The organism is Virgibacillus natechei, assembly GCF_026013645.1.
GTDB lineage: Bacteria > Bacillota > Bacilli > Bacillales > Amphibacillaceae > Virgibacillus_L > Virgibacillus_L natechei.
In genome coordinates this window covers 3,842,911-3,867,590 of record NZ_CP110224.1, presented here as the reverse complement: position 1 = coordinate 3,867,590, position 24,680 = coordinate 3,842,911, and the positions used below count along the sequence as shown (strand labels likewise).

At 37.0% G+C, this 24,680-nt stretch carries 26 protein-coding genes; 24 read left to right on the top strand and 2 right to left on the bottom strand.

What is annotated here, in order from left to right; all coding sequences use genetic code 11:
* Positions 1-699 precede the first annotated feature (699 nt).
* From rpmH to OLD84_RS19240, 14 genes are all read left to right on the top strand, one after another.
* Positions 700-834, top strand: coding sequence for a 50S ribosomal protein L34 (rpmH, locus tag OLD84_RS19305; protein ID WP_209464126.1), 135 nt, complete (start codon positions 700-702; stop codon positions 832-834).
* Positions 835-978: 144 nt separating this feature from the next.
* On the top strand, positions 979-1,332 hold the full coding sequence (gene rnpA, locus OLD84_RS19300) for a ribonuclease P protein component (RefSeq protein ID WP_209464162.1): 354 nt from the start codon (positions 979-981) through the stop codon (positions 1,330-1,332).
* A 269-nt stretch (positions 1,333-1,601) separates the two neighbouring features.
* A complete protein-coding gene (spoIIIJ, locus tag OLD84_RS19295; RefSeq protein WP_209464125.1) occupies positions 1,602-2,372 on the top strand; it encodes a YidC family membrane integrase SpoIIIJ in 771 nt (256 codons plus the stop codon).
* Positions 2,369-2,983, top strand: coding sequence for an RNA-binding cell elongation regulator Jag/EloR (gene jag, locus OLD84_RS19290; RefSeq protein ID WP_209464124.1), 615 nt, complete (start codon positions 2,369-2,371; stop codon positions 2,981-2,983). The genes spoIIIJ and jag overlap by 4 nt, the downstream gene beginning before the upstream one ends.
* A gap of 245 nt (positions 2,984-3,228) precedes the next feature.
* Positions 3,229-3,498 (top strand): hypothetical protein, encoded by a 270-nt coding sequence (locus OLD84_RS19285; protein WP_209464123.1) that lies wholly within the window; start codon positions 3,229-3,231, stop codon positions 3,496-3,498.
* A gap of 53 nt (positions 3,499-3,551) precedes the next feature.
* Positions 3,552-3,788 (top strand): YozQ family protein, encoded by a 237-nt coding sequence (locus OLD84_RS19280; protein ID WP_264917249.1) that lies wholly within the window; start codon positions 3,552-3,554, stop codon positions 3,786-3,788.
* Between the two features lie 258 nt (positions 3,789-4,046).
* Positions 4,047-5,423: a tRNA uridine-5-carboxymethylaminomethyl(34) synthesis GTPase MnmE gene (gene mnmE / locus OLD84_RS19275; protein ID WP_209464121.1), complete on the top strand. Its 1,377-nt coding sequence runs from the start codon at positions 4,047-4,049 to the stop codon at positions 5,421-5,423.
* 49 nt (positions 5,424-5,472) lie between these two features.
* A complete protein-coding gene (mnmG, locus tag OLD84_RS19270; protein ID WP_209464120.1) occupies positions 5,473-7,359 on the top strand; it encodes a tRNA uridine-5-carboxymethylaminomethyl(34) synthesis enzyme MnmG in 1,887 nt (628 codons plus the stop codon).
* A 21-nt stretch (positions 7,360-7,380) separates the two neighbouring features.
* Positions 7,381-8,097: a 16S rRNA (guanine(527)-N(7))-methyltransferase RsmG gene (gene rsmG / locus OLD84_RS19265; RefSeq protein WP_209464119.1), complete on the top strand. Its 717-nt coding sequence runs from the start codon at positions 7,381-7,383 to the stop codon at positions 8,095-8,097.
* A gap of 676 nt (positions 8,098-8,773) precedes the next feature.
* Complete coding sequence (gene noc, locus OLD84_RS19260; RefSeq protein ID WP_209464161.1) at positions 8,774-9,637, top strand: nucleoid occlusion protein; 864 nt, start codon at positions 8,774-8,776, stop codon at positions 9,635-9,637.
* Between the two features lie 716 nt (positions 9,638-10,353).
* Positions 10,354-11,127 carry a ParA family protein gene (locus OLD84_RS19255; protein ID WP_209464118.1) on the top strand — a complete coding sequence of 258 codons (774 nt, stop codon included), beginning with the start codon at positions 10,354-10,356 and terminating at the stop codon, positions 11,125-11,127.
* On the top strand, positions 11,108-11,947 hold the full coding sequence (locus tag OLD84_RS19250) for a ParB/RepB/Spo0J family partition protein (RefSeq protein ID WP_209464117.1): 840 nt from the start codon (positions 11,108-11,110) through the stop codon (positions 11,945-11,947). The genes OLD84_RS19255 and OLD84_RS19250 overlap by 20 nt, the downstream gene beginning before the upstream one ends.
* Positions 11,948-12,670: 723 nt before the next feature.
* Complete coding sequence (locus OLD84_RS19245; RefSeq protein ID WP_209464116.1) at positions 12,671-13,375, top strand: DUF554 domain-containing protein; 705 nt, start codon at positions 12,671-12,673, stop codon at positions 13,373-13,375.
* 35 nt (positions 13,376-13,410) lie between these two features.
* The gene (locus OLD84_RS19240) at positions 13,411-14,049 is read left to right on the top strand and encodes a transporter (protein ID WP_209464115.1); all 639 of its coding nucleotides are present in this window, start codon (positions 13,411-13,413) and stop codon (positions 14,047-14,049) included.
* 59 nt (positions 14,050-14,108) lie between these two features.
* Here the strand turns inward: OLD84_RS19240 and yyaC are convergent, their stop codons facing one another.
* Entirely contained in the window at positions 14,109-14,726 is a 618-nt protein-coding gene (gene yyaC, locus OLD84_RS19235; RefSeq protein WP_209464114.1) for a spore protease YyaC, read from the bottom strand.
* Between the two features lie 87 nt (positions 14,727-14,813).
* On the opposite strand from yyaC, the gene OLD84_RS19230 reads away from it, so the two are divergent.
* The 7 genes from OLD84_RS19230 to rpsR all read left to right on the top strand — a co-directional run bounded on the left by OLD84_RS19230 (position 14,814) and on the right by rpsR (position 19,566).
* Entirely contained in the window at positions 14,814-15,830 is a 1,017-nt protein-coding gene (locus OLD84_RS19230; RefSeq protein WP_209464113.1) for a YkvI family membrane protein, read from the top strand.
* Positions 15,831-15,857: 27 nt separating this feature from the next.
* Positions 15,858-16,760, top strand: a complete 903-nt coding sequence (locus OLD84_RS19225; RefSeq protein WP_209464112.1) for a mechanosensitive ion channel family protein — start codon at positions 15,858-15,860, stop codon at positions 16,758-16,760.
* Between the two features lie 34 nt (positions 16,761-16,794).
* A complete protein-coding gene (locus tag OLD84_RS19220; RefSeq protein WP_209464111.1) occupies positions 16,795-16,992 on the top strand; it encodes a DUF951 domain-containing protein in 198 nt (65 codons plus the stop codon).
* 211 nt (positions 16,993-17,203) lie between these two features.
* Complete coding sequence (gene ychF / locus OLD84_RS19215) at positions 17,204-18,304, top strand: redox-regulated ATPase YchF (RefSeq protein ID WP_209464110.1); 1,101 nt, start codon at positions 17,204-17,206, stop codon at positions 18,302-18,304.
* A gap of 220 nt (positions 18,305-18,524) precedes the next feature.
* Positions 18,525-18,815 carry a 30S ribosomal protein S6 gene (gene rpsF, locus OLD84_RS19210; protein ID WP_209464109.1) on the top strand — a complete coding sequence of 97 codons (291 nt, stop codon included), beginning with the start codon at positions 18,525-18,527 and terminating at the stop codon, positions 18,813-18,815.
* 15 nt (positions 18,816-18,830) lie between these two features.
* Positions 18,831-19,307: a single-stranded DNA-binding protein gene (gene ssb / locus OLD84_RS19205; protein WP_209464108.1), complete on the top strand. Its 477-nt coding sequence runs from the start codon at positions 18,831-18,833 to the stop codon at positions 19,305-19,307.
* A gap of 25 nt (positions 19,308-19,332) precedes the next feature.
* The gene (gene rpsR, locus OLD84_RS19200; protein WP_209464107.1) at positions 19,333-19,566 is read left to right on the top strand and encodes a 30S ribosomal protein S18; all 234 of its coding nucleotides are present in this window, start codon (positions 19,333-19,335) and stop codon (positions 19,564-19,566) included.
* 181 nt (positions 19,567-19,747) lie between these two features.
* Here rpsR and OLD84_RS19195 read toward each other — a convergent pair whose 3' ends face one another.
* Positions 19,748-20,245 (bottom strand): DUF1189 family protein, encoded by a 498-nt coding sequence (locus OLD84_RS19195; protein ID WP_245301648.1) that lies wholly within the window; start codon positions 20,243-20,245, stop codon positions 19,748-19,750.
* 327 nt (positions 20,246-20,572) lie between these two features.
* On the opposite strand from OLD84_RS19195, the gene OLD84_RS19190 reads away from it, so the two are divergent.
* The 3 genes from OLD84_RS19190 to rplI are packed head-to-tail and all read left to right on the top strand — an operon-like array spanning position 20,573 to position 23,986.
* Positions 20,573-21,535 carry a YybS family protein gene (locus OLD84_RS19190; protein WP_209464106.1) on the top strand — a complete coding sequence of 321 codons (963 nt, stop codon included), beginning with the start codon at positions 20,573-20,575 and terminating at the stop codon, positions 21,533-21,535.
* A gap of 31 nt (positions 21,536-21,566) precedes the next feature.
* Positions 21,567-23,543, top strand: a complete 1,977-nt coding sequence (locus OLD84_RS19185) for a DHH family phosphoesterase (protein WP_209464105.1) — start codon at positions 21,567-21,569, stop codon at positions 23,541-23,543.
* Complete coding sequence (gene rplI, locus OLD84_RS19180) at positions 23,540-23,986, top strand: 50S ribosomal protein L9 (RefSeq protein ID WP_209464104.1); 447 nt, start codon at positions 23,540-23,542, stop codon at positions 23,984-23,986. Before OLD84_RS19185 ends, rplI begins: the two co-directional genes overlap by 4 nt.
* The last annotated feature ends 694 nt before the right edge of the window (positions 23,987-24,680 follow it).

Sequence of the window (24,680 nt, the reverse complement as noted above, 5' to 3'; positions counted from 1 at the left end):
AATTAGTCACTCCTTTCATAATATATAGGATAGAAAAAGCCTTTCTCAATCTATGAAATGATGGAAAGGTACTAAATATATATTGCTTTTTTGCTAGATAGAATTCACATGACTACGTAAAACGGAGCCACCATTTACCATGAGTATTTAAATAAAAGGATAAAAATAATAGTTAAGACTGTGGATAGAAAACATGAGTAGGACAACCCTTTCCAAAGGTTGCAAACGAAATCCACATAACTGTTAATAACTTTATAAACGAGGTGTGAACATGTATCCACATCTTATTCACAGTTTGTGGATAAGATAAAAACCAACTTTTTATTTACACAGGTTAAACACAAGTATAATATCAAATAAACAACTATTTAGCAATGGGTTTTCGACGGTTATCCACAAATTCAACGGATTGTATATAAAGTTCATCCACAACCCTATAATTTGTGATTATCTTGTCGATACTTGTTGTGGATAGAAAAAAACTGTCGAAATTGGTTTAACATAGTCATGTGGATAAGGTTCAATTAGGCTGAATTTGACATAATAGTAAAAAGTACTTAAAAACAGCTATATGAAAAAATTAAAATGGAAGTTGACAGATTGGATGCGTATTACGTATAATTACAGAGACTGTCTGTGGATAGCACTAATATTTAAATATGGATATTTTTAAGAGTTCCTTTGGGAGGTGCAAGATAAATGAAAAGAACATTTCAACCAAATAATCGTAAAAGAAAAAAGGTACACGGCTTTCGCACTCGTATGAGCAGCAAAAATGGTCGTAACGTTTTGGCCCGCCGTCGTCGTAAAGGAAGAAAAGTATTATCTGCATAGGCCACTGATTATCAGTGGTCTTTTTTCGGCTTTATGGCCGGATATTGGTATAGGAATGCAACAATGGGTGCATTCCTTATTTATTTAAAGTACTAGAGTCTTGAGCTAGGATTGCAAGTGCTGATAGTAGTAAAGGTGATAATGATGAAAAAAGAGTTTCGTATTAAAAAGAATGATGAATTTCAATTTGTGTTTAAGAACGGGAAATCTTTTGCTAACAGACAGCTTGTCATCTATTATGTGAAGAAACCGACCCAGGAACATTTTCGAATTGGTCTTTCAGTAGGAAAAAAAATTGGAAATGCTGTTACACGGAATCGAATTAAAAGATATTTGCGTCAAGCTTTTCAAGAACTGGAAGATAATATATATATGACGTATGATATTGTAATTATTGCTAGGCAACCTACCAAGAGCATAGAATATAAAGACATAAAAAAAAGTCTTACTCATTTATTATATAAAGAGAATTTATTTAGAAAACGTGGCATTCGATAACCCCTTTTCATGGGGAGTGCCAAAGTCCGCACTTATAGATTAGGAATGTTTTATAGGTTCCTATTTGTAGAAAACTTGGCTTATCGCCAAGCTTTATGGCGATAAGTCTTAGTTGCACTTATGCAGATAAGAAAGTTTTTATATTTTCTTATCTGCCAAAAAATGAACGCTAAACGTCTTTTATATAGAAAGTTATTTTTAGTTACGTTAAAATAGCAAGTAGATTATTCCTTTATGGGGTATTGTTAATTTAGTTAGGAGGAAACATTTTGCGTAAGAAGTACATTTTGCTGTTAACCCTAATAGGGTTGCTGGCAATACTTTCTGGTTGTACAGAAATTAACGAACCGATTACGAGTGAAAGTACCGGAATTTGGAATAGCTATTTTGTATACCCATTATCTTGGTTTATTACTTATATGGCTGATTTGTTTAACGCAAGTTATGGTTATGGTTTAGCAATTGTTGTTGTAACTATTCTTGCCCGTTTATTACTTTTACCACTAAACGTAAAACAGCTTAAAAGTTCAAAAGCAATGCAGGAAATTCAACCACAGCTTAAAGAAATACAACAAAAATATAGCTCTAAAGATCAAAAAACACAACAAAAACTTCAAGAAGAAACAATGGCTTTATTTCAAAAAAATGGAGTAAATCCGCTTGCTGGTTGTTTACCGATCTTTGTGCAAATGCCAATATTGATTGCTATGTACCATGCGATCATGCGTACAGGAGAAATTCAATCACAAAGCTTTCTATGGTTTGAATTAGGATCACCAGATATGATATTACCGTTAATAGCAGGTGTAGCAACATTTTATCAGCAAAAATTAATGATGGCTGGTAATCCGGCATCACAAAACCCACAAATGATGGTTATGCTTTACGTAATGCCAATTATGATTACTGTTTTTGCATTCTTCTTCCCTGCAGCATTAGCATTATACTGGGTAGTAGGTAACGTCTTCATGGTTATTCAAACCCTTGCTATCAATAAACCAATGATGAAAAATAAGGACACTGGAGGAGACAAAAAGTGAGAGAAATAACTGCTAGTGGACAAACAGTTGAAGAAGCGGTCCAATCAGCATTAGAGCAGTTAGACACCACGAGGGACCAGGTTGATATTGAAGTTATTGATGAAGGAAAAAGAGGATTATTTGGTATCTTTGGATCGAAGCGCGCATATGTAACGGTGACAATCAGCAAAAATCCAATTCAGGAAACAGAGGATTTTATTAAAGAAGTGACTCGTAATATGAATGTCGATGTTACGATTACAACAACCGTTGATAATAATCACGTTACATTTGAATTACAGGGTGATAATATTGCGATATTAATTGGCAAACGCGGTCAAACCCTGAACGCTTTACAGTATTTGGTCAATCTTGCTTTAAATAAAGATAGTAAACAATTCTATGGTGCCACATTGGATGCAGAAGGGTACCGTGAGCGTAGACAAGAGACACTAAAATCCTTAGCAACTAAAATGGCCGATAAAGCAATCCATTTAAATAAGAAAGTAGCACTAGAGCCAATGCCGGCATTTGAACGGAAAATTATTCATAGTGCATTGCAGCGTAGAAACGAAATCTCTACCTATTCAGATGGTGATGAACCTCATCGCCATATTGTAATCAAACCATAATTTAGATATAAAATTTATCCGTCTGTTTCCCTTTTTGAAGGGAGCAGGCGGATTTTTTTCGGAAAATAGAAACTTCCTATTTGCAGAAGTGCGGGCTTAGGCATTCATCGAAAAGTATCGGTATAGAGATTCAGAAAAAAGAAGGATGAGTATCGAAAAATAATGAATACTAAGGAGAGATGAATACAAATTATGTAATTAGCAGATGGGAAAGTATAAAACTTTCTAAAAAGGAGAATTTCAACATGGATAATTTTGCGGGGATAATATTCAGTGGGGAATTTGATCAAGACCAACATATGTTTTATCTGACTCAAGTAAGAAATCTTGAAACTGCATCTATATTATCTGAAGGTCAATTAAAGCTACTTATTGATTATTTAACACAACAAAACGAGAGTTGTACGGTATTGGTGAATGATCAACTCCCTGTTTTGCTCAAACAAGAAGAAGTGATGCAACTCCGTAAAGAGTTAACCATCATCATAAACCAGTTAAATAATACCTATTCATAAAGCTACGTTAAATGGTAAAAGATAAACCAATAATCGAAAAGGAGGTAATTAACGTGGGAAATAATGATCGGGAAATCAAAGAAAGTACAAAAAAGGTAGCAGAAAAAACCTATGATGTATCGGATTATGACCGTAATGATGAGCTATCTAAAGGAATGGCAATTACACATGAACAGGTTTCTGATGGGTATGTAGAAGGAACAATAGATGGGAAAATTGATAAGACAAATGAAGATGATGGTTTAATCAGTCATGAGGGCAAAGATATTCCAAGAAAAGGACACAAGTAAAGTTGAATCATAAAGGAAACTAATTCAAATTCATAAGATAAAATAATTCCGGTTATTCACATGTGGATAACCGGAATTATTTTATCTATACACAAATGGACCTTAGAATTTGTTTTTAAGGAAAAGTTTCTTAAAACTTATTCTTGTGGATAAGTTTATTTTTTAATGAATTTATGGTATTCTATTTTGTTAGTGACATTAAATACTAATGCAATATTTATCATAGATAGAAGTAAGAAGAAATTTGAGGTGAAAGTGATGGAGACAGATACAATTACTGCAATATCAACTCCGACTGGTGAAGGCGCGATTGCTATCGTGAGATTGAGTGGTCCTGAGGCTATATCAATGGTGACAGGCCTTTTTCATGGTAAAGATTTAAATGAAGTAGCGTCACATACAATTCACTATGGAAAAATAATCGATCCAACAACATCCGAAGTAGCAGAAGAAGTAATGGTTTCCGTCATGCGTGCGCCAAAAACGTTTACACGTGAAGATGTTGTTGAAATTAATTGCCATGGTGGTATGGTTGCTGTTAACCGAGTGTTGGAGATTATATTAGGTAAGGGAGCACGATTAGCGGAGCCAGGAGAATTTACAAAACGTGCTTTTTTGCATGGAAGAATAGACTTATCTCAAGCGGAAGCAGTGATGGATTTAATCCGGGCAAAAACAGATAAAGCGATGTCTGTTGCTTTAAAGCAGATGGACGGGCGATTGTCAGGTTTAATCAAGCGCTTAAGGCAGGATTTATTAGAAACGGTTGCGCATGTTGAGGTAAATATTGATTACCCAGAATATGATGATGTGGAAGAAATGTCACATGAAGTCATGCGTCAAAAAACAAAAGAAGTTCATAAAGAAATTAATGAGCTTTTAGAAGTTGCCAAACAAGGAAAAATTCTACGTGAAGGTTTAGGAACAGCAATCATTGGGCGACCTAATGTTGGGAAATCCTCTTTAATGAATACCCTTGTACAGGAAAATAAAGCAATTGTAACAGAAGTTCCTGGAACGACGCGTGATGTAATTGAAGAGTATGTGAATGTACGTGGAGTTCCACTTCGCTTAGTCGATACAGCAGGAATACGTGAAACGGAAGATATCGTTGAGAAAATCGGTGTCGAACGTTCCAGACAGGTTTTAAAAGAATCAGATCTTATCCTCATGGTGTTAAACTATAATGATGAGATTACAGATGAAGATGTTAAACTTTTCGAAGCAATCCAGGGTCTAGAATATATTGTAATCATTAATAAGACAGACCTGGAACATAAGCTTGATTTAGATAAAGTAAAAGAATTGGCGGAAGGTAGACCTCTTGTGACTACTTCTTTAATCAAAGAAGAAGGGGTAGATGAATTAGAATCAGCAATTGCGACGACTTTCTTTGCTGGGGAAATTGAAACAGGTGATTTAACGTATGTATCAAATGTAAGGCATATCCAATTGCTTAAGAAGGCCAGTCAAGCACTGGAAGATGCTATGGCAGGAATTGATCAGGACATGCCACTTGATATCATCCAAATCGATGTGACTCGTACGTGGGAGTTTTTAGGAGAAATAATTGGAGATACTGCTAGTGACGGTCTAATCAATCAGTTATTTGCGCAATTTTGTCTAGGAAAGTAAATAAGCGAATGATAATAAAACGAATTTAAATAATGAAAGGATGAAAAGTATGACATACGATGCAGGACATTATGATGTAATCGTTATTGGTTCCGGACATGCTGGTGTAGAAGCTGGCGTAGCTGCATCAAAAATGGGTGCCAAGACATTAATGCTTACATTAAATTTAGATATGGTTGCCTTTATGCCTTGTAATCCATCGCTCGGTGGCCCTGCAAAAGGGATCGTCGTTCGTGAAGTGGATGCACTTGGCGGGGTAATGGCTAAAGTTATTGATAAAACGCATATACAAATGCGAATGTTAAATACAGGGAAGGGACCCGCCGTACAAGCATTACGTGCTCAAGCGGATAAACCTTTGTATATAAAAGAAATGAAAAACATTATCGAAAATCAAGAAAACCTAACACTTCGCCAAGGAATGGTCGATGAATTAATTGTGGAAGACGGCGTTTGTAAAGGTGTTATCACAGAATCAAAAGCAGCATATTCAGCAGAAACGGTTATTATTACAACGGGAACCTTTAATCGAGGAAGAGTTCTTATGGGTGATTTAGATTATGAAAGTGGTCCAAATAATCAACGTGTATCTGTTAAATTATCGGAACATCTAGAGGAACTTGGTCTTGAACTTAGACGATTTAAAACAGGAACACCACCTCGTGTAAATAGTCGAACGATTGATTATTCAAAAACAGAGATCCAGCCAGGTGACGAAAAGCATCAAGCATTTTCATATGAAACAACAGAGTTTATTACCGACCAAATTCCGTGTTGGTTAACTTATACCAATGAGTTCACACACAAAATGATTGATGATAATTTAGAACTTTCAGCGATGTACTCAGGCATGAAACGCGGAACAGGTCCACGTTACTGTCCATCAATTGAAGATAAAATTGTACGCTTTAATGATAAGCCTCGTCATCAAGTCTTTTTGGAACCTGAAGGAAGGGATACAGAAGAGGTTTATGTGCAAGGATTATCAACATCATTACCTGAATCCATTCAACATGATATGGTTAGAAGTGTTCCTGGACTAGAAAATGCAGAAATTATGCGTGCAGGTTATGCAATTGAATATGACTCAATTGTTCCAACCCAGCTATGGCCAACGCTTGAAACGAAGCAAATTACCGGGCTTTATACAGCAGGACAAATTAATGGGACATCCGGTTATGAAGAAGCAGCCGCCCAAGGAATTATGGCAGGTATCAACGCTGCAGCAAAAGTAACTGGCAAGGATCCTGTTATTTTAGATCGTTCTCAAGCATATATCGGCGTACTAATTGACGACTTAGTAACCAAAGGCACAAACGAGCCATATCGTCTTCTAACATCTCGCGCCGAATACCGCTTATTGTTACGTCATGACAATGCTGATTTACGTCTAACGGAAACAGGATACAAACTTGGTACAATTTCAGAAGAGCGTTACGCCAAATTTGCCCAAAAGAACAAGTTTGTCGAAGAAGAGAAGAATCGTTTAAGGAAAATAACGATAAAACCAAGTGAGAATGTAACTGAAGTTATGACAAATGCTGGTACTTCACCGTTGAAAGAGCCTATTAAAGCCTATGATTTACTAAAACGACCAGAACTAACTTATGATTTAATCGAGCTGATGATTGATGCTAACACTGATCTTCCGGCAGTCGTAAAAGAACAGGTCGGAATTCAAGTTAAATATGAAGGCTATATTAAGAAGGCGAATGAACAAGTTGCACGTATGCTAAAAATGGAAGACAAAAAAATACCTCATGATATTGACTATGACGATATTAGTGGAATTGCAACAGAAGCAAAAGAAAAATTAAAAGAAGTACGTCCATTGTCAGTAGGGCAGGCATCCAGAATATCTGGTGTAAATCCCGCAGATGTTTCCATATTGCTTGTGTATATTGAGCAGGGGACAATTGCTCGTGTAGCCAATTAAATTTTAAGGAGATTTCATGTCATGAATCCAGAACAATTCAGAGAAGCATTGGTTGAACAAGGAATTGAACTAAGTGATCATCAAATGAATCAATTTGCTATGTATTATCAAGTGCTAGTAGATTGGAATGAAAAAATAAATCTAACTTCTATTACCGATGAGGATGAGGTTTATTTGAAACACTTCTACGACTCTATATCGGTGGCATTTCATTATGATTTTACGGGAGATATTTCTATTTGTGATGTGGGGGCTGGAGCTGGATTCCCAAGCCTCCCACTTCACATCTGTTTCCCAAATTTACATGTTTCGATCGTGGATTCGTTACAGAAACGAATTGGCTTTCTAAACCACTTAGCAGCGGAACTTGAACTCCATAATGTTGCATTCTATCATGATCGCGCAGAAAATTTCGGTAAAAACAATACATTTAGAGAGACATTTGATGTTGTTACAGCAAGAGCTGTTGCGAAATTGTCCGTGTTAAGTGAATTATGCTTACCTCTAGTTAGGAAAAATGGTGACTTTATTGCGATGAAGGGTGCTCAAGCAACGGAGGAATTAGCGGATGCAAAACCTGCAATTGAACGATTGGGTGGAGAAACAACCAAACACCGCACATTTACTTTGCCTAAAGAGGAAAGCGGAAGGTCCATCGTTGTTGTGAATAAAAAAGGGAAAACTCCTAAAAAGTATCCTAGAAAAGCTGGCACACCAAATAAAGATCCAATTGGATAAAAGGTGTTTCCAGTTTTTCACTCTTTTTTAAGTTTTAGTAGAAGGGGTTCTATAATTATATTTTTCTATTACATACTTTTATGGAACTATTTATGGTAAAATAGGAGCAGAACGAAAAATGGCAAGTTGACCAGGTGCAATAGATTTTTTAGTGTTTTTTAAAATTGTTCCACGTGAAACAATTTTAAAAACTAATAGTGCGTGTTCAAAAAGGAGGATAAAAAGGACCGAGTCGGCTAAAGTCACAGGCGTCCTGGGACTGCGTGTAAATGCTCGCCCCACCGAAAACCATTGCCTGTAACGCCGACACTAGCACGTCCTCTGCGTCGAAAGTTCAAGGCGGCGTAGCTTTGAGTAGCGGACTTCCACAGGATGTGGTGACTTCTGCGTTGCCCACAGGACGTGGGCGGTTTAGTAGAAGTTCCCCTTGCAATTAATACGTGAGCAAACGTTCTAGCACGCGAGCATTAGTGTATTTCTTTTCCAAGGAACGGAAAAGCAAGCCAACGAGCTTCCCGCGTGTTGTGGTGACTTCACGTTGCCCACAGGACGTGGGCGATGTTAGCAGAAGGTCCCCTTCGATGTGTCATTTTTACTGGACTTTTTGAACATCCTCTAATATATCTAGTTGTACTGGCAAGTACATATAAGTTGAATATAAAGGTGGTGTCTGATGATGGTACGTCCTTTTAGTCGAGTTTTTGGTTTAGGGGATAAGGCAGATTCTGAATCAGAAGAAATCTATCATCCAGATGAAGTAATGCAACTCCCTGTTAATAAAATTGAACCCAATCGGTATCAACCAAGATCGATTTTTAACGATGAAAAAATAAATGAATTAGCTCAGACGATTCATACACATGGAATGATCCAACCAATTATTGTTCGGAAGTTGGAGGGGGAAACCGATAATTATGAGCTTATTGCTGGTGAGCGAAGGTGGCGCGCTGTTCAAACACTAGAATGGGAAAATGTTTCTGCGATCATTCGTGAAATGTCTGAAACTGAAACGGCTTCTGTAGCTTTAATTGAAAACCTTCAACGCGAAGAGTTAACCGTAATTGAAGAAGCTACTGCTTACAACCAATTATTGGAACTTCATTCATTAACACAAGAAGCATTAGCTCAAAGGTTAGGAAAAAACCAATCTACCATAGCAAATAAACTGCGTTTACTTAAACTTCCAGAACAGGTGCAGCAATCGATTTTAAATAAAGAAATCACAGAGCGTCATGCTCGTGCTTTAATTAAAATAAATGATCCAGAAAAACAAGTTAAGGTATTACAAGAAATTTTGGATCATGATTTAAATGTAAAACAAACAGAAGAACGAATCATGAAGCTGCAAAATCCCGATGAAATAGAAAAAAAGAAAAAGCGAAACAAGCTAAAAGGTTTTAATAAAGATGTAAGAATTGCAATGAATACAATACGTCAATCCTTAACGATGGTTTCTGATACTGGGGTAGATGTAGAATCAGATGAAAAAGAACTTGATGATTACTATCAAATAACAATTAAAATCCCTAAAAATAAATAATCTATCTTATCGTAATTTAGCGAGTAGTAAAATCCCCAACTGAATGAAGTTTTATTTTATCCATATAGTAGAAATGCCCATCTTTTGAAACGAAGATGGGTGTTTTGTAAATAACAAAATAGGCGAATTCAGTGCGAAATTTGTAGTATATTGTCTAGGCTCTTTTCGTAAGTGTTATTGTTTATAAAACTTCGCAGTTGATAGTAAAAGACGACGTAATGACAATTCTTTTGAGAAGTCTCTCGTTCTAATGATGGATGGGTGCTTCGATTCGCTCCGGTTACTGCCGCTAAATAGCATTCGTAATCAATAGTCAAAACAACCAACCGCCTCACCAGTTCGGGTGAGCTAAGGGCGATGACTCCTGTGGGAACAATGGTTTTCGGTGGGGCGAGTAAGCGCAGTCCCAGTCCCAGTCCCAATCTTTTAGAAACCAGTCATTTTTAAAAAAGGAAGTTCGATTACATTCGACATCAATAGATTAGCCAATATCGAACGAATTATATCGCGTAAGGGTGCAAAATGTATTCGGATTACCGTGAAATATAGCAACTGCGTATACGAAAGGGCAGTTATAAAATTGAGTTAAGTGCAATAATAATAGTCGATGGAATAGAAAGAATGATAGTATAGTATATACAACATATTTAATTAATAGAAAGTCGTTATGAAACGTATATTTAAATTGTGATATTTTCTAATAGGTAGGTGACAACATGGGTAAAATAATGGCCATAGCAAATCAAAAAGGTGGCGTAGGGAAGACGACTTCATCGGTAAACTTAAGTGCGTGCCTGGCACACTTAGGTAATAGAGTATTAATTGTAGATATTGATCCACAGGGCAACGCTACAAGCGGCGTAGGCATTAATAAAGCAGATGTAAATCAATGCATCTATAATGTTCTAGTAGAGGACTTGCCTGCTAAAGAAGTATGTGTTCCAACAAGTGTAAACAACTTAGATATCATACCTGCAACAACTCAACTTTCTGGAGCAGAAATTGAACTTGTACCGATTATATCACGTGAAATCCGTTTAAAAACATCATTGGAAAGCCTTAAAGAAACATATGATTACATTATTATAGACTGCCCACCATCATTGGGCTTGCTAACGATTAATGCTTTAACATCTTCAGATACCGTACTTATCCCAGTTCAGTGTGAATATTACGCACTTGAAGGTCTAAGTCAACTATTGAATACAATTCGCCTTGTACAAAAGCATTTAAACAATCATTTAATGATTGAAGGCGTATTATTAACGATGTTAGATGCACGAACGAATTTAGGTATACAAGTAATTGAAGAAGTTAAAAAATATTTTCAAGATAAAGTCTATAAATCTATCATCCCGAGGAATGTGCGTTTAGGTGAAGCACCTAGTCATGGACAACCTATTATAACGTACGATCCGAAATCAAGAGGTGCAGATGTATATCTTGAATTAGCAAAGGAAGTGATAGCCAATGGCGAAAGGGTTGGGTAAAGGTATTAATGCACTGTTTCCTGACATTGAGAAGCAAGAAGAGGATACTATTCACGAAATTGCTATTGCTGAATGTAGACCAAATCCTTATCAACCAAGAAAGACCTTTCAAGCAGATTCAATAGAAGAGTTAAAAGATTCTATTTTGGAATATGGAATAATTCAGCCATTAATCGTTCGAAAAAGTATAAAAGGCTATGAAATTGTAGTAGGGGAAAGGCGTTATAGAGCTGCAAAAGAAGCAGGGTTGGAAAGCGTTCCAGCAGTTGTTAAAGAACTTACGGATGAGAAAATGATGGAACTTGGTTTATTGGAAAACCTGCAACGTGAGGATCTAACGCCAATAGAAGAAGCTCATGCATATGCTAACCTGATGAACGAATTAAAAATAACACAAGATGAATTATCAAAGCGTTTAGGCAAGAGTCGCTCGCATATAGCTAATATTGTGCGTTTGCTATCTTTACCTGAACAAGTTATTGCTTCCATTAATAATGGTGAACTTTCCATGGGTCATGGTCGAGCATTATTGGGGTTAAAGGAAAAAGAGAACTTAGTTCCATTAGTTAATAAAGTGCGTAAGGAAAACTTAAATGTTAGACAGGTTGAACAGCTTATTATCCAATTGAACGAAGAACCAACTAAGAAAAAAGAAAAGCCTAAAAAAGACGTTTTTTTACAGGAAAGAGAAACGGTGTTAAGGGATCATTTAGGTACAGCAGTTAATATTCATCGTGGTAAACGAAAAGGGAAGATTGAAATTGAATTTTATACCGACGATGATTTGGAAAGAATTATTGATGTTTTAGAAAACAAGTAACTATTTTAATTCATTTAAGGCTGATGCAGATTTTGTGTCAGTCTTTTGTTATAATGTAAGAAATTCTAATTCACAAAATGTTTCACGTGAAACATTTTCCAACATTAAGTAGTATAACAGTGTGTTTTCTAAGATGAGATGTTCAGGTCTTATTACATAAGTAATATCATTGATTCTAAATTTTAGGCTCTTTTCGTAAGTATTGGGACTGCGCTTACTTGTCCCACCGAAGCCTTTGTTCCCGCAGGACAAGGAAGGCTACGCAGCATTGCATCGCACGAAGAAAATTGGTTTGTATTTTCGAGGAGTCACCCCCCTTCGCTCACCCGAACTGGTGAGGCGGTTGGATGTTTTGAATATTGATTACTAATGCAATTTAGCGGCAGTAACCGGAACACCCAGCGGAGGTAACACATGAAGACTCCTGCGGGAGGGAAGGCCTCGGTGAGACCCCGCAGTGCGCTAGCACAAGGCAGGTTAAGTTCGCGACGTCCTGTCGCAACACCTGCACTTGTACGTCCTGTGCGTCGGAGGGTCACCAGCCGCCCGCGGAAAGCGAAATGTGTTTCCGTAGCGAATCCTTGCTCTCAACCAGTGTTTGCGAAGGAATTGTCACTACGTCGTCTTCTATAGATTTTGTGAACAGCGTTTATGAAAAGAAACAAGCTCTAAATAAGAAGCAAGAATTAACATTCGAAAATGAAAAGTTATGGAGATGTAAAAATGGTTTTGTACGGGACGCTCGTCAATGCAGTATTTATTATAATAGGTAGTTTACTTGGATTGTTTTTCACTAAGATACCAGAGAGATATAAAGAAACAGTCATGCATGGAATTGGGCTAGCGGTAATATTGATAGGACTACAGATGGCTTTTGAAACAGAAGTCATTATTGTTGTGTTGTTGAGTCTGCTTACGGGGGCAATAATTGGTGAATGGCTCCACTTGGAAGAAGGGTTAAACCGGTTGGGGTCTTGGATTGGTAGCAAATTCACAACAAAAAATAGTGATTTCAGTATTGCGCAAGGATTTGTCACAGCTTCACTAATATTTGTTATTGGAGCCATGTCAGTCATTGGAGCGCTCGATAGCGGACTACGTGGTGATCATGAGATACTAATAACCAAAGGTGTGATTGATGGATTTGTAGGACTTGTATTAACAACAACATTAGGATTTGGTGTTATATTTTCTGTCATACCAGTATTGCTGTATCAAGGAGCGATTGCTTTACTTGCGACTCAAATAGATCAATGGTTGCCGGCTGCATTTTTGAATGGCATGATTGTTGAATTAACTGCAGTAGGGGGCCTTTTGATTTTAGCCATTGGGCTTAATTTATTAAAAATAACACAGATTAGAATAGGGAATCTACTACCATCGATCGCGACCGTTGGAATAATCTATTATATCTATCAACTCATGTAAAAGACTTTTTCATAGGGCTACAGAGGGGCTGTATTATGCAAAGAATGATAAAAATAGGGTATGAGAGTCTGATGATTATTCTTGTTATGTTTACCATCATCACGATCTGGACGGAAAACACCTATAATTCGATGGTTAATCTTATTGTATGGATTGTATTTTTTAGCGACTTTACAATCCGGCTATTAACGTCTAAGGAAAAATGGCAGTTTATAAAACAAAACCCTTTTCACCTTATAGCTATAATCCCGTTGGATCAATTCTTCCAGTTGGCAAGAATTGTAAGGCTTTTTCATTTATTTCGTTTAAAAACCATTACAAAATACTATGTGACTCCCTATTTGGAAAAACTAACCTATAAATCCATGACAATAGCAGTATCGGTCTTCTTATCATTATTATTGGCTGCATCATTACTTATATGGAATCTCGAACATTTTATAGTAACATTTTTTGATGCCGTATCCGTTGTATGTAGCCATTTATTATTTTTTGGCCATCAGCTATTTGTAATAGAGAATGTCAAATCAATTTGGATATTAACAGGCATAACGATAATTGGAGTTGTTATTCAAGGTTTAGCTTTACAATGGTTCTTTAATAAGGTTGAAGAATTTGTTAAAAGAAGAAAAGAGAAGAAGTCTGTATCTCATGAAGTGAAAGAAATAAGGTAATCATACTAAAACAACGAGCTTTTTAATAAGCTCGTTGTTTTATATATAAAAGGGGAGTATTAAATCATTTTCTGTCTATCTTTTTCTATAATAACGGATGGCAAGGAGTAATTATGCTTCATACGCTCGTCAATTAGATTTAGTAGGCTTGCTATTTGTTTAGACATATCTGTTACAACTGAAAGTCTTGTGTTTTGTAAGATCACTTGTTCCATAAAACCACTAACATTAACCACGCCAGTGATATAAAGATCACCGATTGGTGGAAGAGGCTTGTTTAAAGCGGCACCAGGCTTAATTGGGCCATTTCCAGTAATAAGGTACCCTACAGAGTTATTTTTTCCGAGACATGCATCTATTGCAATAATATAAGGGTTTTTATGGTTGTTGTTAATCAGCTTTATATAATTCTCTAGATTCATCGCATGAACAGGCTCATGTAATGTTCCATAGATGGTTATATGCTTCGGTTTCATTTCCGAAAAAAATGTTCCCGTTAATGGTCCCAGTGCATCACCAGTAGAACGATCAGTTCCAATGCAGACAGCAACGTAATCACGAGGGAACTCAGGAAGCCATGAAATTATTTTTTCTCCCATTGCTGTAAGTAGGTCCGTGTCGTTATGTAGCATTCGTAGACTATCACTTTTTGGCCTGAAACGATTTATTAGATTCATAGCTTCTCCTCCACAATCATATTGGTATAGTATACGGATATTTTCAACGTTCTATACATGTATTTTAAAAATATTGGAGGAACTGGAATGTGGAGTGCTGGGATTAAATGGATGTTTTTAATTATCGGAACAACAATTGGAGCGGGGTATGCATCAGGAAGGGAGTTATGGCAATTTTTTGGTCATGAAAGTGGACTGGCTATTCTGTTGTTTGTTATTTTCTTTTCGGCGTCTTGTGGTGTGATATTGAAGATTAGCTATGAACGAAAGTCAACGCAGTATCTACCAGTATTACGAAAAATTGTAGGCAGTAAATTAACGGGAGTTTATGATGTAATGATATTTTTTTATTTGTATACGACTACCGTTATTATGATCGCTGGAAGTGGTGCGGCTGGACAAGTGTTTAATATATCCTACTGGTGGGGTATAGTGATGATGGCTATTGCTTTGATCATTTTATTTTTGAAGGATATCAATGGTCTGTTAGCGATGAATCAAATCATATTGCCGTTATTGCTTGGTGGGCTTTTATTTATTTTATTAATGTTTACCTTTGATCAGCAATTGGCATTATTTTCTCATTGGCATGAACAACGAAACTGGACAGCTGCTTTTCCTTTTACGGCACTTAATATACTCCCATTAATTGCAGTATTAGGCGCTATTGGCAATAAGATTGGTTCCAAACAGGAAATATGGATTGCTTGTATTGGTAGTGGGCTTATATTAGGGGTGATATCGTACATTTACAACAATAGTTTAATTCAAATAGCGGATGAAATTCTCTTGTATGAAATTCCGTTATTTGCCATCCTCAAAAATTATCCATTTGAGATACTTATAGTTATGACCTTGCTTCTCTGGTTCGCAATATTTACTACCGCTGCATCCGGAATCTTGGGGATCGTAACAAGAATAAAAGATTTCTTTAAAAAGCCTTTATGGTTGATTGTAGTAGTGACCTTAGCTACAATGATTCCATTAACAACATTAGGTTTTTCAACGTTAGTAAGCTATATTTATCCAGCATACGGAATACTGAATTTATACGTACTTACTCGATTATTGTTATACCCGATATGGAATAAAATGGAAAAATAGTAAATGTAATTAAACGGAGGTTGGAACATGGATACAATGAATGAACAATTTATATCCTTATGGGATTATATTACCGGGCCGGAACTTTGGCTTACGGTAGGAACGGGTATTTTAAGAATAATCATCATCTTACTTTTAGCAGTAATAATTGTGCGAGTCAGCAAGAAAGTTGTTAATCGTCTTTTTGTAAATAGAGGAAGAGGCCCAATACGCATTACGGAACGCAGGGAAAATACACTTAAAAAACTAATTAAAAGTGTTGTCGCATATGTTGTTTATTTTATTGCCTTTATCATGATTCTGGACAATGTATTGGGATTCGAAATAGGTCCATTATTAGCAGGTGCAGGCGTTGCTGGTCTAGCAATTGGTTTTGGCGCACAGAACTTAGTTCGTGATATTATTTCAGGGTTCTTTATCATTTTTGAAGACCAATTCTCTGTTGGAGATTATGTGGCAATAGCTGGTATTGAAGGAACGGTGGAAGAAATCGGACTTCGTACAACACAGGTTCTAAGCTGGACAGGGGAAATGAATGTCTTACCAAATGGAGTCGTTACACAGGTTACCAATTATTCCGTTCATAACGGCTTATCAATCGTAGATATTAATATTCCATATGAGAGCAATGTAGCAGATGCAGAGCGTATTATTAATGAAGTAGCAGCTACACTACCAGAAAAACATGACTTTATAGTTGGGGTTCCGGAGATTATTGGTGTACAGAACCTAGAAGTATCTCATTTTGTTATTCGTGTTATCGCGGATACATTACCTGGTTTTCAGTGGGCTGGAGAACGAAATATTCGCAGAGAAGTGCAGGATCAATTATATAAAGAAGGTATTGAAATTCCAGCACCACGTGTTGTGATGTATAATCGAGATGATAAGGAAACGTTCTTGGAACAAAATCGAGAGCGCGAGCAGTAATCCAATGAGATAATCATGAAAAGGAGAAAGCCAAATGCCGGATAAACAATTTGGATTAAATGATGTAGTAGAAATGAAAAAGCCCCATCCATGCGGGGAAAATCACTGGAAAATAATTCGGATGGGAATGGATATAAGAATTAAATGTCTGGGTTGTGATCACAGTGTGATGATCCCGCGCAGGGAATTTTCAAAGAAGATGAAGAAAGTACTGGAAAAAGCAGAAGAATAAAAGGTTAAAATTGATTATTTTGCTATGAAAACAGTATTATGGAGATCAAAATAGCTAGAAAAACAGAAAATAATAGGGTAAAAAGCAAAAATAGGTGGACTTCGGCTACCTATTTTTGCTTTTTACATACTTGTCTTTTTAATTTCTTATATCTATAATTAGGTTGACTAACGCGTTCATATGAATGAAATCCTTAAGGAGTGAAAGTTGTATGTCTTTGACAGCAGGAATTGTCGGGCTTCCCAACGTAGGGAAATCTACGTTATTTAATGCCATCACACAAGCTGGGGTAGAAGCAGCAAATTATCCGTTTGCTACGATCGATCCTAATGTTGGTATTGTAGAAGTTCCGGACAATCGCTTAAATAAATTAACAGAAATAGTAAAACCGAAAAAAACAGTACCAACAGCATTTGAATTCACAGATATTGCAGGTATTGTCGAAGGTGCAAGTAAAGGGGAAGGACTGGGGAACCAATTTCTGTCTCATATTCGTCAAGTTGACGCAATTTGCCAAGTGGTGCGTTGTTTCCATGATGATAATATTACGCATGTGTCTGGTCAAGTCGATCCAATTGATGATATTGAAATCATTAATCTGGAGTTAATTTTAGCTGACTTGGAAACGGTCAACAAGCGAATGCAGCGTGTTGAAAAATTAGCAAGGCAGAAGGACAAGGATGCATTAGCAGAACTAGACATTCTTCATGCGTTGAAAACAGGCCTTGAAGAAGAAAAATCTGCACGAGCATTGGAGTTTACGGAAGAACAGTGGAAGATTGTGAGAGGACTTCATTTATTAACAAGCAAACCAACATTGTATGTCGCAAATGTGAATGAAGACGAAATTGCGGATCCAGACGCGAACGAAAATGTGCAGCGAGTAAAAGAATTTGCAGCGAATGAAGGTGCAGAAGTAATTGTCGTTTGTGCGAAGATTGAATCAGAAATTGCTGAGCTTGATCAAGAGGAAAAGGAAATGTATCTAGAGGAGCTGGGCATTCCTGAATCTGGCTTGGACCAACTTATTAAAGCTTCTTATCATTTATTAGGCCTGGGTACGTATTTCACGGCAGGTGAGCAGGAAGTGCGTGCATGGACATTCCGTAAAGGTATTAAAGCACCACAAGCAGCTGGGATTATCCACACGGATTTTGAGAGAGGATTCATTCGTGCAGAAACGGTTTCCTATGATGATTTAATGGATGCAGGTGCAATGGCGCAGGCGCGTGAAAAAGGAAATGTTCGATTGGAAGGCAAGGAATATTTCGTCAAAGATGGCGATGTTATTCACTTCCGTTTTAACGTTTAATAGTAAAGGACGCATCATTACAACAGGATAAAAAAGCATGACGACCTTGTATGTTGGTGAAATGGTTACTAATTTGTTTAACGTTTGATTTAGGATCTCTCGGGGACTTGTAATTTTGGAAAACATTTGGTATAATTCACTATCGTGAGTAATTACAATTTGATTACTCCTTGTTCCATCGATTGAATGGAGCCGTTTAGACCAAAAGGAGGTGTACCGAATGAGGAAATATGAAATAATGTATATCATTCGCCCAGACATTGAAGAGGAAGCCAAAACAGCTTTAATGGAGCGTTTCAACAACGTTTTAACTAATAATGGCGCGGAGATAGAAAAAGTTGATGAAAAAGGTAAGAAACGTCTTGCTTATGAAATCAAAGACTATCGTGATGGATATTATGTACTCATTAACTTCAGCAGTGATCAAGAAGCAATCAATGAATTTGATCGTTTAGCTAAGTTCTCTAATGATATTATTCGTCATATGACAATCCGAGAAGATGATCAATAATAAGGAGTGGTTCTGATGTTAAATCGTGTCGTACTTGTTGGCAGGTTAACGAAGGATCCTGATCTACGTTATACACCAAACGGAGTAGCAGTAGCTAATTTTACCATTGCAGTTAATCGACCATTTACCAATCAACAAGGTGAACGTGATGCAGACTTTATTAACTGTGTCGTGTGGCGCAGACCGGCTGAAAACCTTGCCAACTATATGAAAAAAGGTAGTCAGATTGGTGTTGATGGCCGTCTTCAATCACGTACATTTGAAGGACAAGATGGTAAGACCGTATTTGTAACAGAAGTCGTTGCAGACAGTGTGCAATTTCTAGAATCAAAAGGTGCCTCATCTCCGGATAGGGGACAAGACACATCAGGATTCCAGCAAAATAGAAATCAGTTTCCGAATCAGAACCAAAATCAGAACCAAAATCAAGAGGACCCATTTAAAACGAATGGAGAGCCTATCGATATATCAGATGATGATTTACCATTTTAAGATTTAAATTAAAGGAGGGCTATCAATGGCAGCTCGTCGCGGACGTCCAAAACGTCGTAAAGTGTGTTACTTCACAGCAAATGGGATTACACACATTGACTATAAAGATGTTGACTTGCTAAGACGTTTCGTATCCGAACGCGGAAAAATTCTTCCACGTCGTGTTACTGGAACATCTGCAAAATATCAACGTAAACTTACAAAAGCAATAAAACGTGCTCGTACAATGGCATTATTGCCGTTTGTAGCAGAAGAATAATAGTAGTTTAACCTCTGAATCTGGCCTGGGCTGGGTTTAGAGGTTTTTTATGTAGATTAAAAATTACTCCTATTAAATCATTAATAAAAAAGAAGGGTTTTGAAATTAAGATGTAGAATTTACAACGTTCCTAGTTCTACCTCTACAGAACAAGTTTCCATAACAAGTATTCACGAACCAATTACGACCGAATTTTGCGCTTCGGATAAACAAAAATAATCATCACTAATAATGTGAGTGTATAAATAAGCGAAACGAGTAAAAACATATCACGAACTGGAAAAATTAATGCAATTACTGTATAAAGAATAAATGGTATGGTGGTCGTATAGGCACTCATTTTCCAAAGGATGGAGAAGCGTAATTTGCGCTGCATTCTTTTGGCGAAAAGGGTAGCAATATAGGCGATTATTGAAAGCACTAGAAATACAATAAGCGTCATTGGCAAATAATAAAACATAAAAAAGTATATGAGTAAAAATAAAAAGTTTAAATCAGCGGCCTGCCCACTTGCTGTTGTTAATTGTTCAATTAATGATGGAATAGAAACGAGTAATAATAGTATAAACATATAGATTACTGTAATATCCATCCCAATTCGATTAAGCTTGAAGACAGCTTTTTTATTGGGTAATTTGATGCTATGTATAAATGCTTGCAGGAAAATCATTGTTTTCATCCTTCTAGTAAAGTATTCATTTTCATTATAATAGAAAAGCAAAATAAAAGCGCGTTACTGCATAAGGAAATACTGATTGGATTTCTACGTAAGATGTCGTCACCATTTAATTACAAAATATTCCCCAGGAAATAATGTTCTCAACTTGTTTCGACATACATTTTATCATAAATCATGTTATCATATTACAATGAGTGAAATTAAATTAGTGAAGTATCATGTACGTATTTCGACTAAGATATGTCACGTAATTGAAAATGACCGAGTTATTCTGAGTTTCAGTAAATACAGGCAAATGCTATAAATGTTTTAGATGAGGTGCAATAGATGAATCAATCAAAAAAAATAACAGACGGGGCATTACTTACAGCCATTTTTATGGTATTGTTGTTCGTCACCATTTTAGTTCCAGTTGTATCGATCATTGCGATGTTCCTGTTACCAGTACCGTTTATTATATATGGGTCTAGATATGATTGGAAACCAACATTATTAATGTTGGCAGTTGCAATGCTTTTAACAACGCTTTTTGCTACTGTTTTTTCGTTGCCAATAGCAGTTCTTATGGGGCTGGGTGGACTGATGATAGGGAGTGCAATTTACCAAAATGTATCTGCATATGAAACGTGGGCACGTGGAACGTTTGGTTTTATCATTGGCTTGCTATTTGTATTTGTATACACACAGGTCTTGTTTGATATAAACTGGATAGAAGAATTTGAATTAATTGTAGCTCAATCCATGCAAATGAGCACAGAATTGTTAGAGCAATTTGGAGTTGGTAGTGAACAAGCAACAGAAGCGCAAGAAATGATGGAGGAACAAGTAAATTTATTAACGGACCTATTTCCTGTAGGCTTGGCAGTAGCTGCAATATTATTGGCCTTTATCAGCCAGTGGGCTAGTTATAAAATGATTAATCGCATCGAAAGAAAAGAATTGCGCTTTCCGCCTTTTCGCACCTTGCAATTTCCAGTATCGATCATATGGATATACTTATTTGCGCTACTTCTTTCATTTATTGAATTAGATTCTGGCAATATCTTTTATCTAGGTGCTCAGAATTTGCTCATGTTAACAGGACTATTGATGTCTCTTCAAGGATTCTCATTTATATTCTTTTACGCCCATCATAAGAAGATGTCAAAGGCACTTCCAATCATTAGTGTTGTATTAGCAGTGATTTTCCCTCCGCTAATGCTTTATTTAGTGCGTATTTTAGGTATAATTGATATAGGCTTTCGGTTAAGAGATAGGCTGACAGGAAATGAAGATAAGCGTAAAAAATAAACAGGTCTCAAGTTAGTAGGAGCTGAGTACGATGCCAGATTTAAAAAAGAAACCAACACTTAGTAGTCATTTATGGGTGATTTATTCACTGTCTATTATTTTGCTTGTTGTCATATGGTACTTCCAATGGGAGTTAGGAATCATTATGACAGTATTTCTAGCTGCTTCTATCTTCTATAGTATACGAAAAGAAAAAGTATTGATTAATGAAGCAGAAGAATATATATCTGTGCTTTCTCATCGCGTTAAGAAAGTGGGAGACGAAGCGTTACTTGAAATGCCATTAGGTATCGTGTTATATAATGATGACTATACGGTTGAATGGGTAAATCCATATATGAATAAATTTAGTGGAGAAAAAGATACGGTCATCGGCGATTCACTAAACACCTTTTCCGAAAAGCTCATTCCGATGATTAAGGAAAATAAAGATGATATGTGGATCGAAATAAACGATTATGAATTTAAGACGCGAATAAAACGAGATGAACGATTATTATATTTGTTTGACCGAACAGAGCAATCCAAATTGCAAATGTTGTATCATAATGAGAAAACGGTTATCGCTATTATTTTCTTAGATAATTATGAGGAAATCACGCAAAACATGGATGACAAAACAAAAAGTCAATTAAATTCACAAGTAACTTCTCTATTAAATAACTGGTCGACAGAGAATGGGCTCTATTTGAAACGAACCTCACAAGAACGGTTTTTGGCTGTGGGAACGAAACAAATACTACAAAACTTAGAAAAAGTAAAGTTTGATATTTTAGATCAAGTTCGTGAAGTAAATGGGGAACAAAATAATCCAGTCACATTGAGTATTGGAGTTGGCTCTGGTGATGCAGAACTTACTACTTTGGGTGAATTGGCACAATCTAGTCTTGACTTGGCGCTTGGGCGTGGTGGTGACCAAGTTGCAATTAAAGATGAGGCAGGAAAGGTTCGTTTTTATGGTGGTAAGACGAATCCAATGGAGAAGCGTACCCGTGTTAGAGCACGAGTTATTTCCCATGCGTTGATGGAACTTGTTAAAGTAAGTGATAATGTTATTATTATGGGGCATAAAGCACCAGACATGGATTCGCTTGGTGCTGCAATAGGTATTTTAAACATTGCTAAAACAAACGGTGTTGATGGCTATATTGTATTTGATCCAGAAGATATTGATACAGGAGTTTCCCGTTTAATTGATGAAATTAAGAAAGATGATAGTTTATGGGATCATTTCATCGATCCAGAAGAAGCCGAAGAAATTACCGGAGGCCGCAGCTTAGTGGTTGTAGTGGATACACATCGTCCTTCAATGGTTGCAAATGAAACCTTGCTTCAAAAAACAGAGTATAAGGTGGTTATTGATCATCACCGCCGTGGTGAGGAATTTATTGATAATCCAACCTTGGTATATATGGAACCATATGCATCATCAACGGCAGAATTGGTTACAGAACTATTGGAATATCAACCGAAAAACCTGAAATTAAAAATACTGGAGGCTACTGCACTGTTAGCTGGTATTATTATTGATACAAAGAGTTTTTCATTACGTACAGGATCACGTACATTTGATGCTGCATCCTATTTACGTTCTAAAGGTGCAGATAATATTCTGGTACAGAAGTTTATGAAGGAAGACCTGAATGTTTATGTGAAACGAAGTAAATTAATAGAAAGAGCAGAAGTTTATCGCGATTCTATTGCAATATCTAAAGCTGGTCCTGGAAAAACATATGGTCATATATTGATTGCACAAGCAGCTGACACACTCTTAACGATGAGTGGTATAACGGCATCGTTTGTCATTTCTGAACGTGACGATGGTAAAATTGGCATAAGTGCACGTTCGCTTGGTGAGGTCAATGTGCAGATTATTATGGAAAAAATGAACGGTGGTGGCCACTTAACAAATGCGGCGACACAAATCGAAGATACGAACCTCGATGACGCTGAGAACCTATTGAAAGATATTATTAATGAGTATATGGAAGGGAGAGAATCAGAATGAAAGTAATTTTTTTAAAAGACGCAAAGGGTACAGGTAAAAAAGGGGAAGTAAAAGAAGTTTCGGATGGTTATGCACGCAACTATTTATTGAAAAATAAAATTGCACAAGAAGCAACACCTGGAAACTTGAAAGCTTTGGAAGCGAAACAGCGTAAAGATGCTCAGCAGGAACAAAAGCAGAAAGATGAAGCAATCGATTTAAAAAATACATTAGCAGACCTGAACGTAGAGTTAAAAGCCAAATCAGGAGACAAAGGACGTCTATTTGGTTCGATTACAAGTAAACAAATTGCTGAAGCTCTACTAAAAGATTATGGGCATAAGATCGATAAACGCAAAATCGAACTGGATCAACCAATCCGTCAACTAGGCTATACTACTGTGCCTGTTAAGTTACATCCTGAAGTTACTGGATCTATTACTGTTCATATAACTGAAAAGTAAGTTTGAAGGATAATGGCATGATTGATTTATAGTGAAAAATAATAATAGTTAATGAGAAAAAGGTCTTCTCGTAGGTGTTGTTGCTTTTGAATCGTCGCAGTGGATATAAAAGGCGACGTAACTTGAAATGAAGGATGATACTTTTACCCCGCTGCGGAAATACACTACGCGCACCTTAGGGTGACCCGTGAGCCTCCTTGCCCCGGCAAGGGGTATGCCGACGTTGCCCGCAAAGGGCGGTTTTAGTCGGCCTTCATCATTTTACGCACTGCGGGGTCTCACTCTGGCCACTGTTCCCGCGCCGAACAGGACGTTCAAGTGTCGGCGTTGGTCACAGGACGTGACCATTCTTAGCCGACCAGGAGTCTCCGTGTATTTCCTCCGCTGGTAAGATGCTTTTCAACTTCATCAAAATTGCTTGATCATATAATAGACATAGACATGCACTTTTATGATGGTTGATTGGAGCGGAGTACAGTCGACTCCTGCGGGAACAATGGTTTTCGGTGGGGCGAGCATTTACGCGCAGTCCCAGCACGAGTCTGAAGACCCCACAGGACTACTCTAAGGAAGGTCGACTAAAACCGTTCTTTGCGAACAACGTCGACATACCCTTTGCCAGGGCAAAGCCGTGCCCGCGGAAAGCGACTGTACGCAGCGGAAATCACCTGGCAGTTACGTCGTACTTTATAAA

Excerpts from the sequence above, each read along its gene's own strand:
- OLD84_RS19185 (WP_209464105.1), top strand. The coding sequence starts at position 21,567 with ATGCCAGATTTAAAAAAGAAACCAACACTTAGTAGTCATTTATGGGTG.
- rpsF (WP_209464109.1), top strand. The coding sequence starts at position 18,525 with ATGAGGAAATATGAAATAATGTATATCATTCGCCCAGACATTGAAGAG.
- OLD84_RS19225 (WP_209464112.1), top strand. The coding sequence starts at position 15,858 with ATGGATACAATGAATGAACAATTTATATCCTTATGGGATTATATTACC.
- OLD84_RS19195 (WP_245301648.1), bottom strand. The coding sequence starts at position 20,245 with ATGAAAACAATGATTTTCCTGCAAGCATTTATACATAGCATCAAATTA.
- rpsR (WP_209464107.1), top strand. The coding sequence starts at position 19,333 with ATGGCAGCTCGTCGCGGACGTCCAAAACGTCGTAAAGTGTGTTACTTC.
- ssb (WP_209464108.1), top strand. The coding sequence starts at position 18,831 with ATGTTAAATCGTGTCGTACTTGTTGGCAGGTTAACGAAGGATCCTGAT.
- OLD84_RS19255 (WP_209464118.1), top strand. The coding sequence starts at position 10,354 with ATGGGTAAAATAATGGCCATAGCAAATCAAAAAGGTGGCGTAGGGAAG.
- mnmG (WP_209464120.1), top strand. The coding sequence starts at position 5,473 with ATGACATACGATGCAGGACATTATGATGTAATCGTTATTGGTTCCGGA.
- rnpA (WP_209464162.1), top strand. The coding sequence starts at position 979 with ATGAAAAAAGAGTTTCGTATTAAAAAGAATGATGAATTTCAATTTGTG.
- ychF (WP_209464110.1), top strand. The coding sequence starts at position 17,204 with ATGTCTTTGACAGCAGGAATTGTCGGGCTTCCCAACGTAGGGAAATCT.
- rsmG (WP_209464119.1), top strand. The coding sequence starts at position 7,381 with ATGAATCCAGAACAATTCAGAGAAGCATTGGTTGAACAAGGAATTGAA.
- OLD84_RS19230 (WP_209464113.1), top strand. The coding sequence starts at position 14,814 with ATGTGGAGTGCTGGGATTAAATGGATGTTTTTAATTATCGGAACAACA.
- yyaC (WP_209464114.1), bottom strand. The coding sequence starts at position 14,726 with ATGAATCTAATAAATCGTTTCAGGCCAAAAAGTGATAGTCTACGAATG.
- OLD84_RS19240 (WP_209464115.1), top strand. The coding sequence starts at position 13,411 with ATGCAAAGAATGATAAAAATAGGGTATGAGAGTCTGATGATTATTCTT.
- mnmE (WP_209464121.1), top strand. The coding sequence starts at position 4,047 with ATGGAGACAGATACAATTACTGCAATATCAACTCCGACTGGTGAAGGC.
- OLD84_RS19250 (WP_209464117.1), top strand. The coding sequence starts at position 11,108 with ATGGCGAAAGGGTTGGGTAAAGGTATTAATGCACTGTTTCCTGACATT.
- rplI (WP_209464104.1), top strand. The coding sequence starts at position 23,540 with ATGAAAGTAATTTTTTTAAAAGACGCAAAGGGTACAGGTAAAAAAGGG.
- noc (WP_209464161.1), top strand. The coding sequence starts at position 8,774 with ATGGTACGTCCTTTTAGTCGAGTTTTTGGTTTAGGGGATAAGGCAGAT.
- OLD84_RS19220 (WP_209464111.1), top strand. The coding sequence starts at position 16,795 with ATGCCGGATAAACAATTTGGATTAAATGATGTAGTAGAAATGAAAAAG.
- OLD84_RS19285 (WP_209464123.1), top strand. The coding sequence starts at position 3,229 with ATGGATAATTTTGCGGGGATAATATTCAGTGGGGAATTTGATCAAGAC.
- OLD84_RS19190 (WP_209464106.1), top strand. The coding sequence starts at position 20,573 with ATGAATCAATCAAAAAAAATAACAGACGGGGCATTACTTACAGCCATT.
- rpmH (WP_209464126.1), top strand. The coding sequence starts at position 700 with ATGAAAAGAACATTTCAACCAAATAATCGTAAAAGAAAAAAGGTACAC.
- OLD84_RS19245 (WP_209464116.1), top strand. The coding sequence starts at position 12,671 with ATGGTTTTGTACGGGACGCTCGTCAATGCAGTATTTATTATAATAGGT.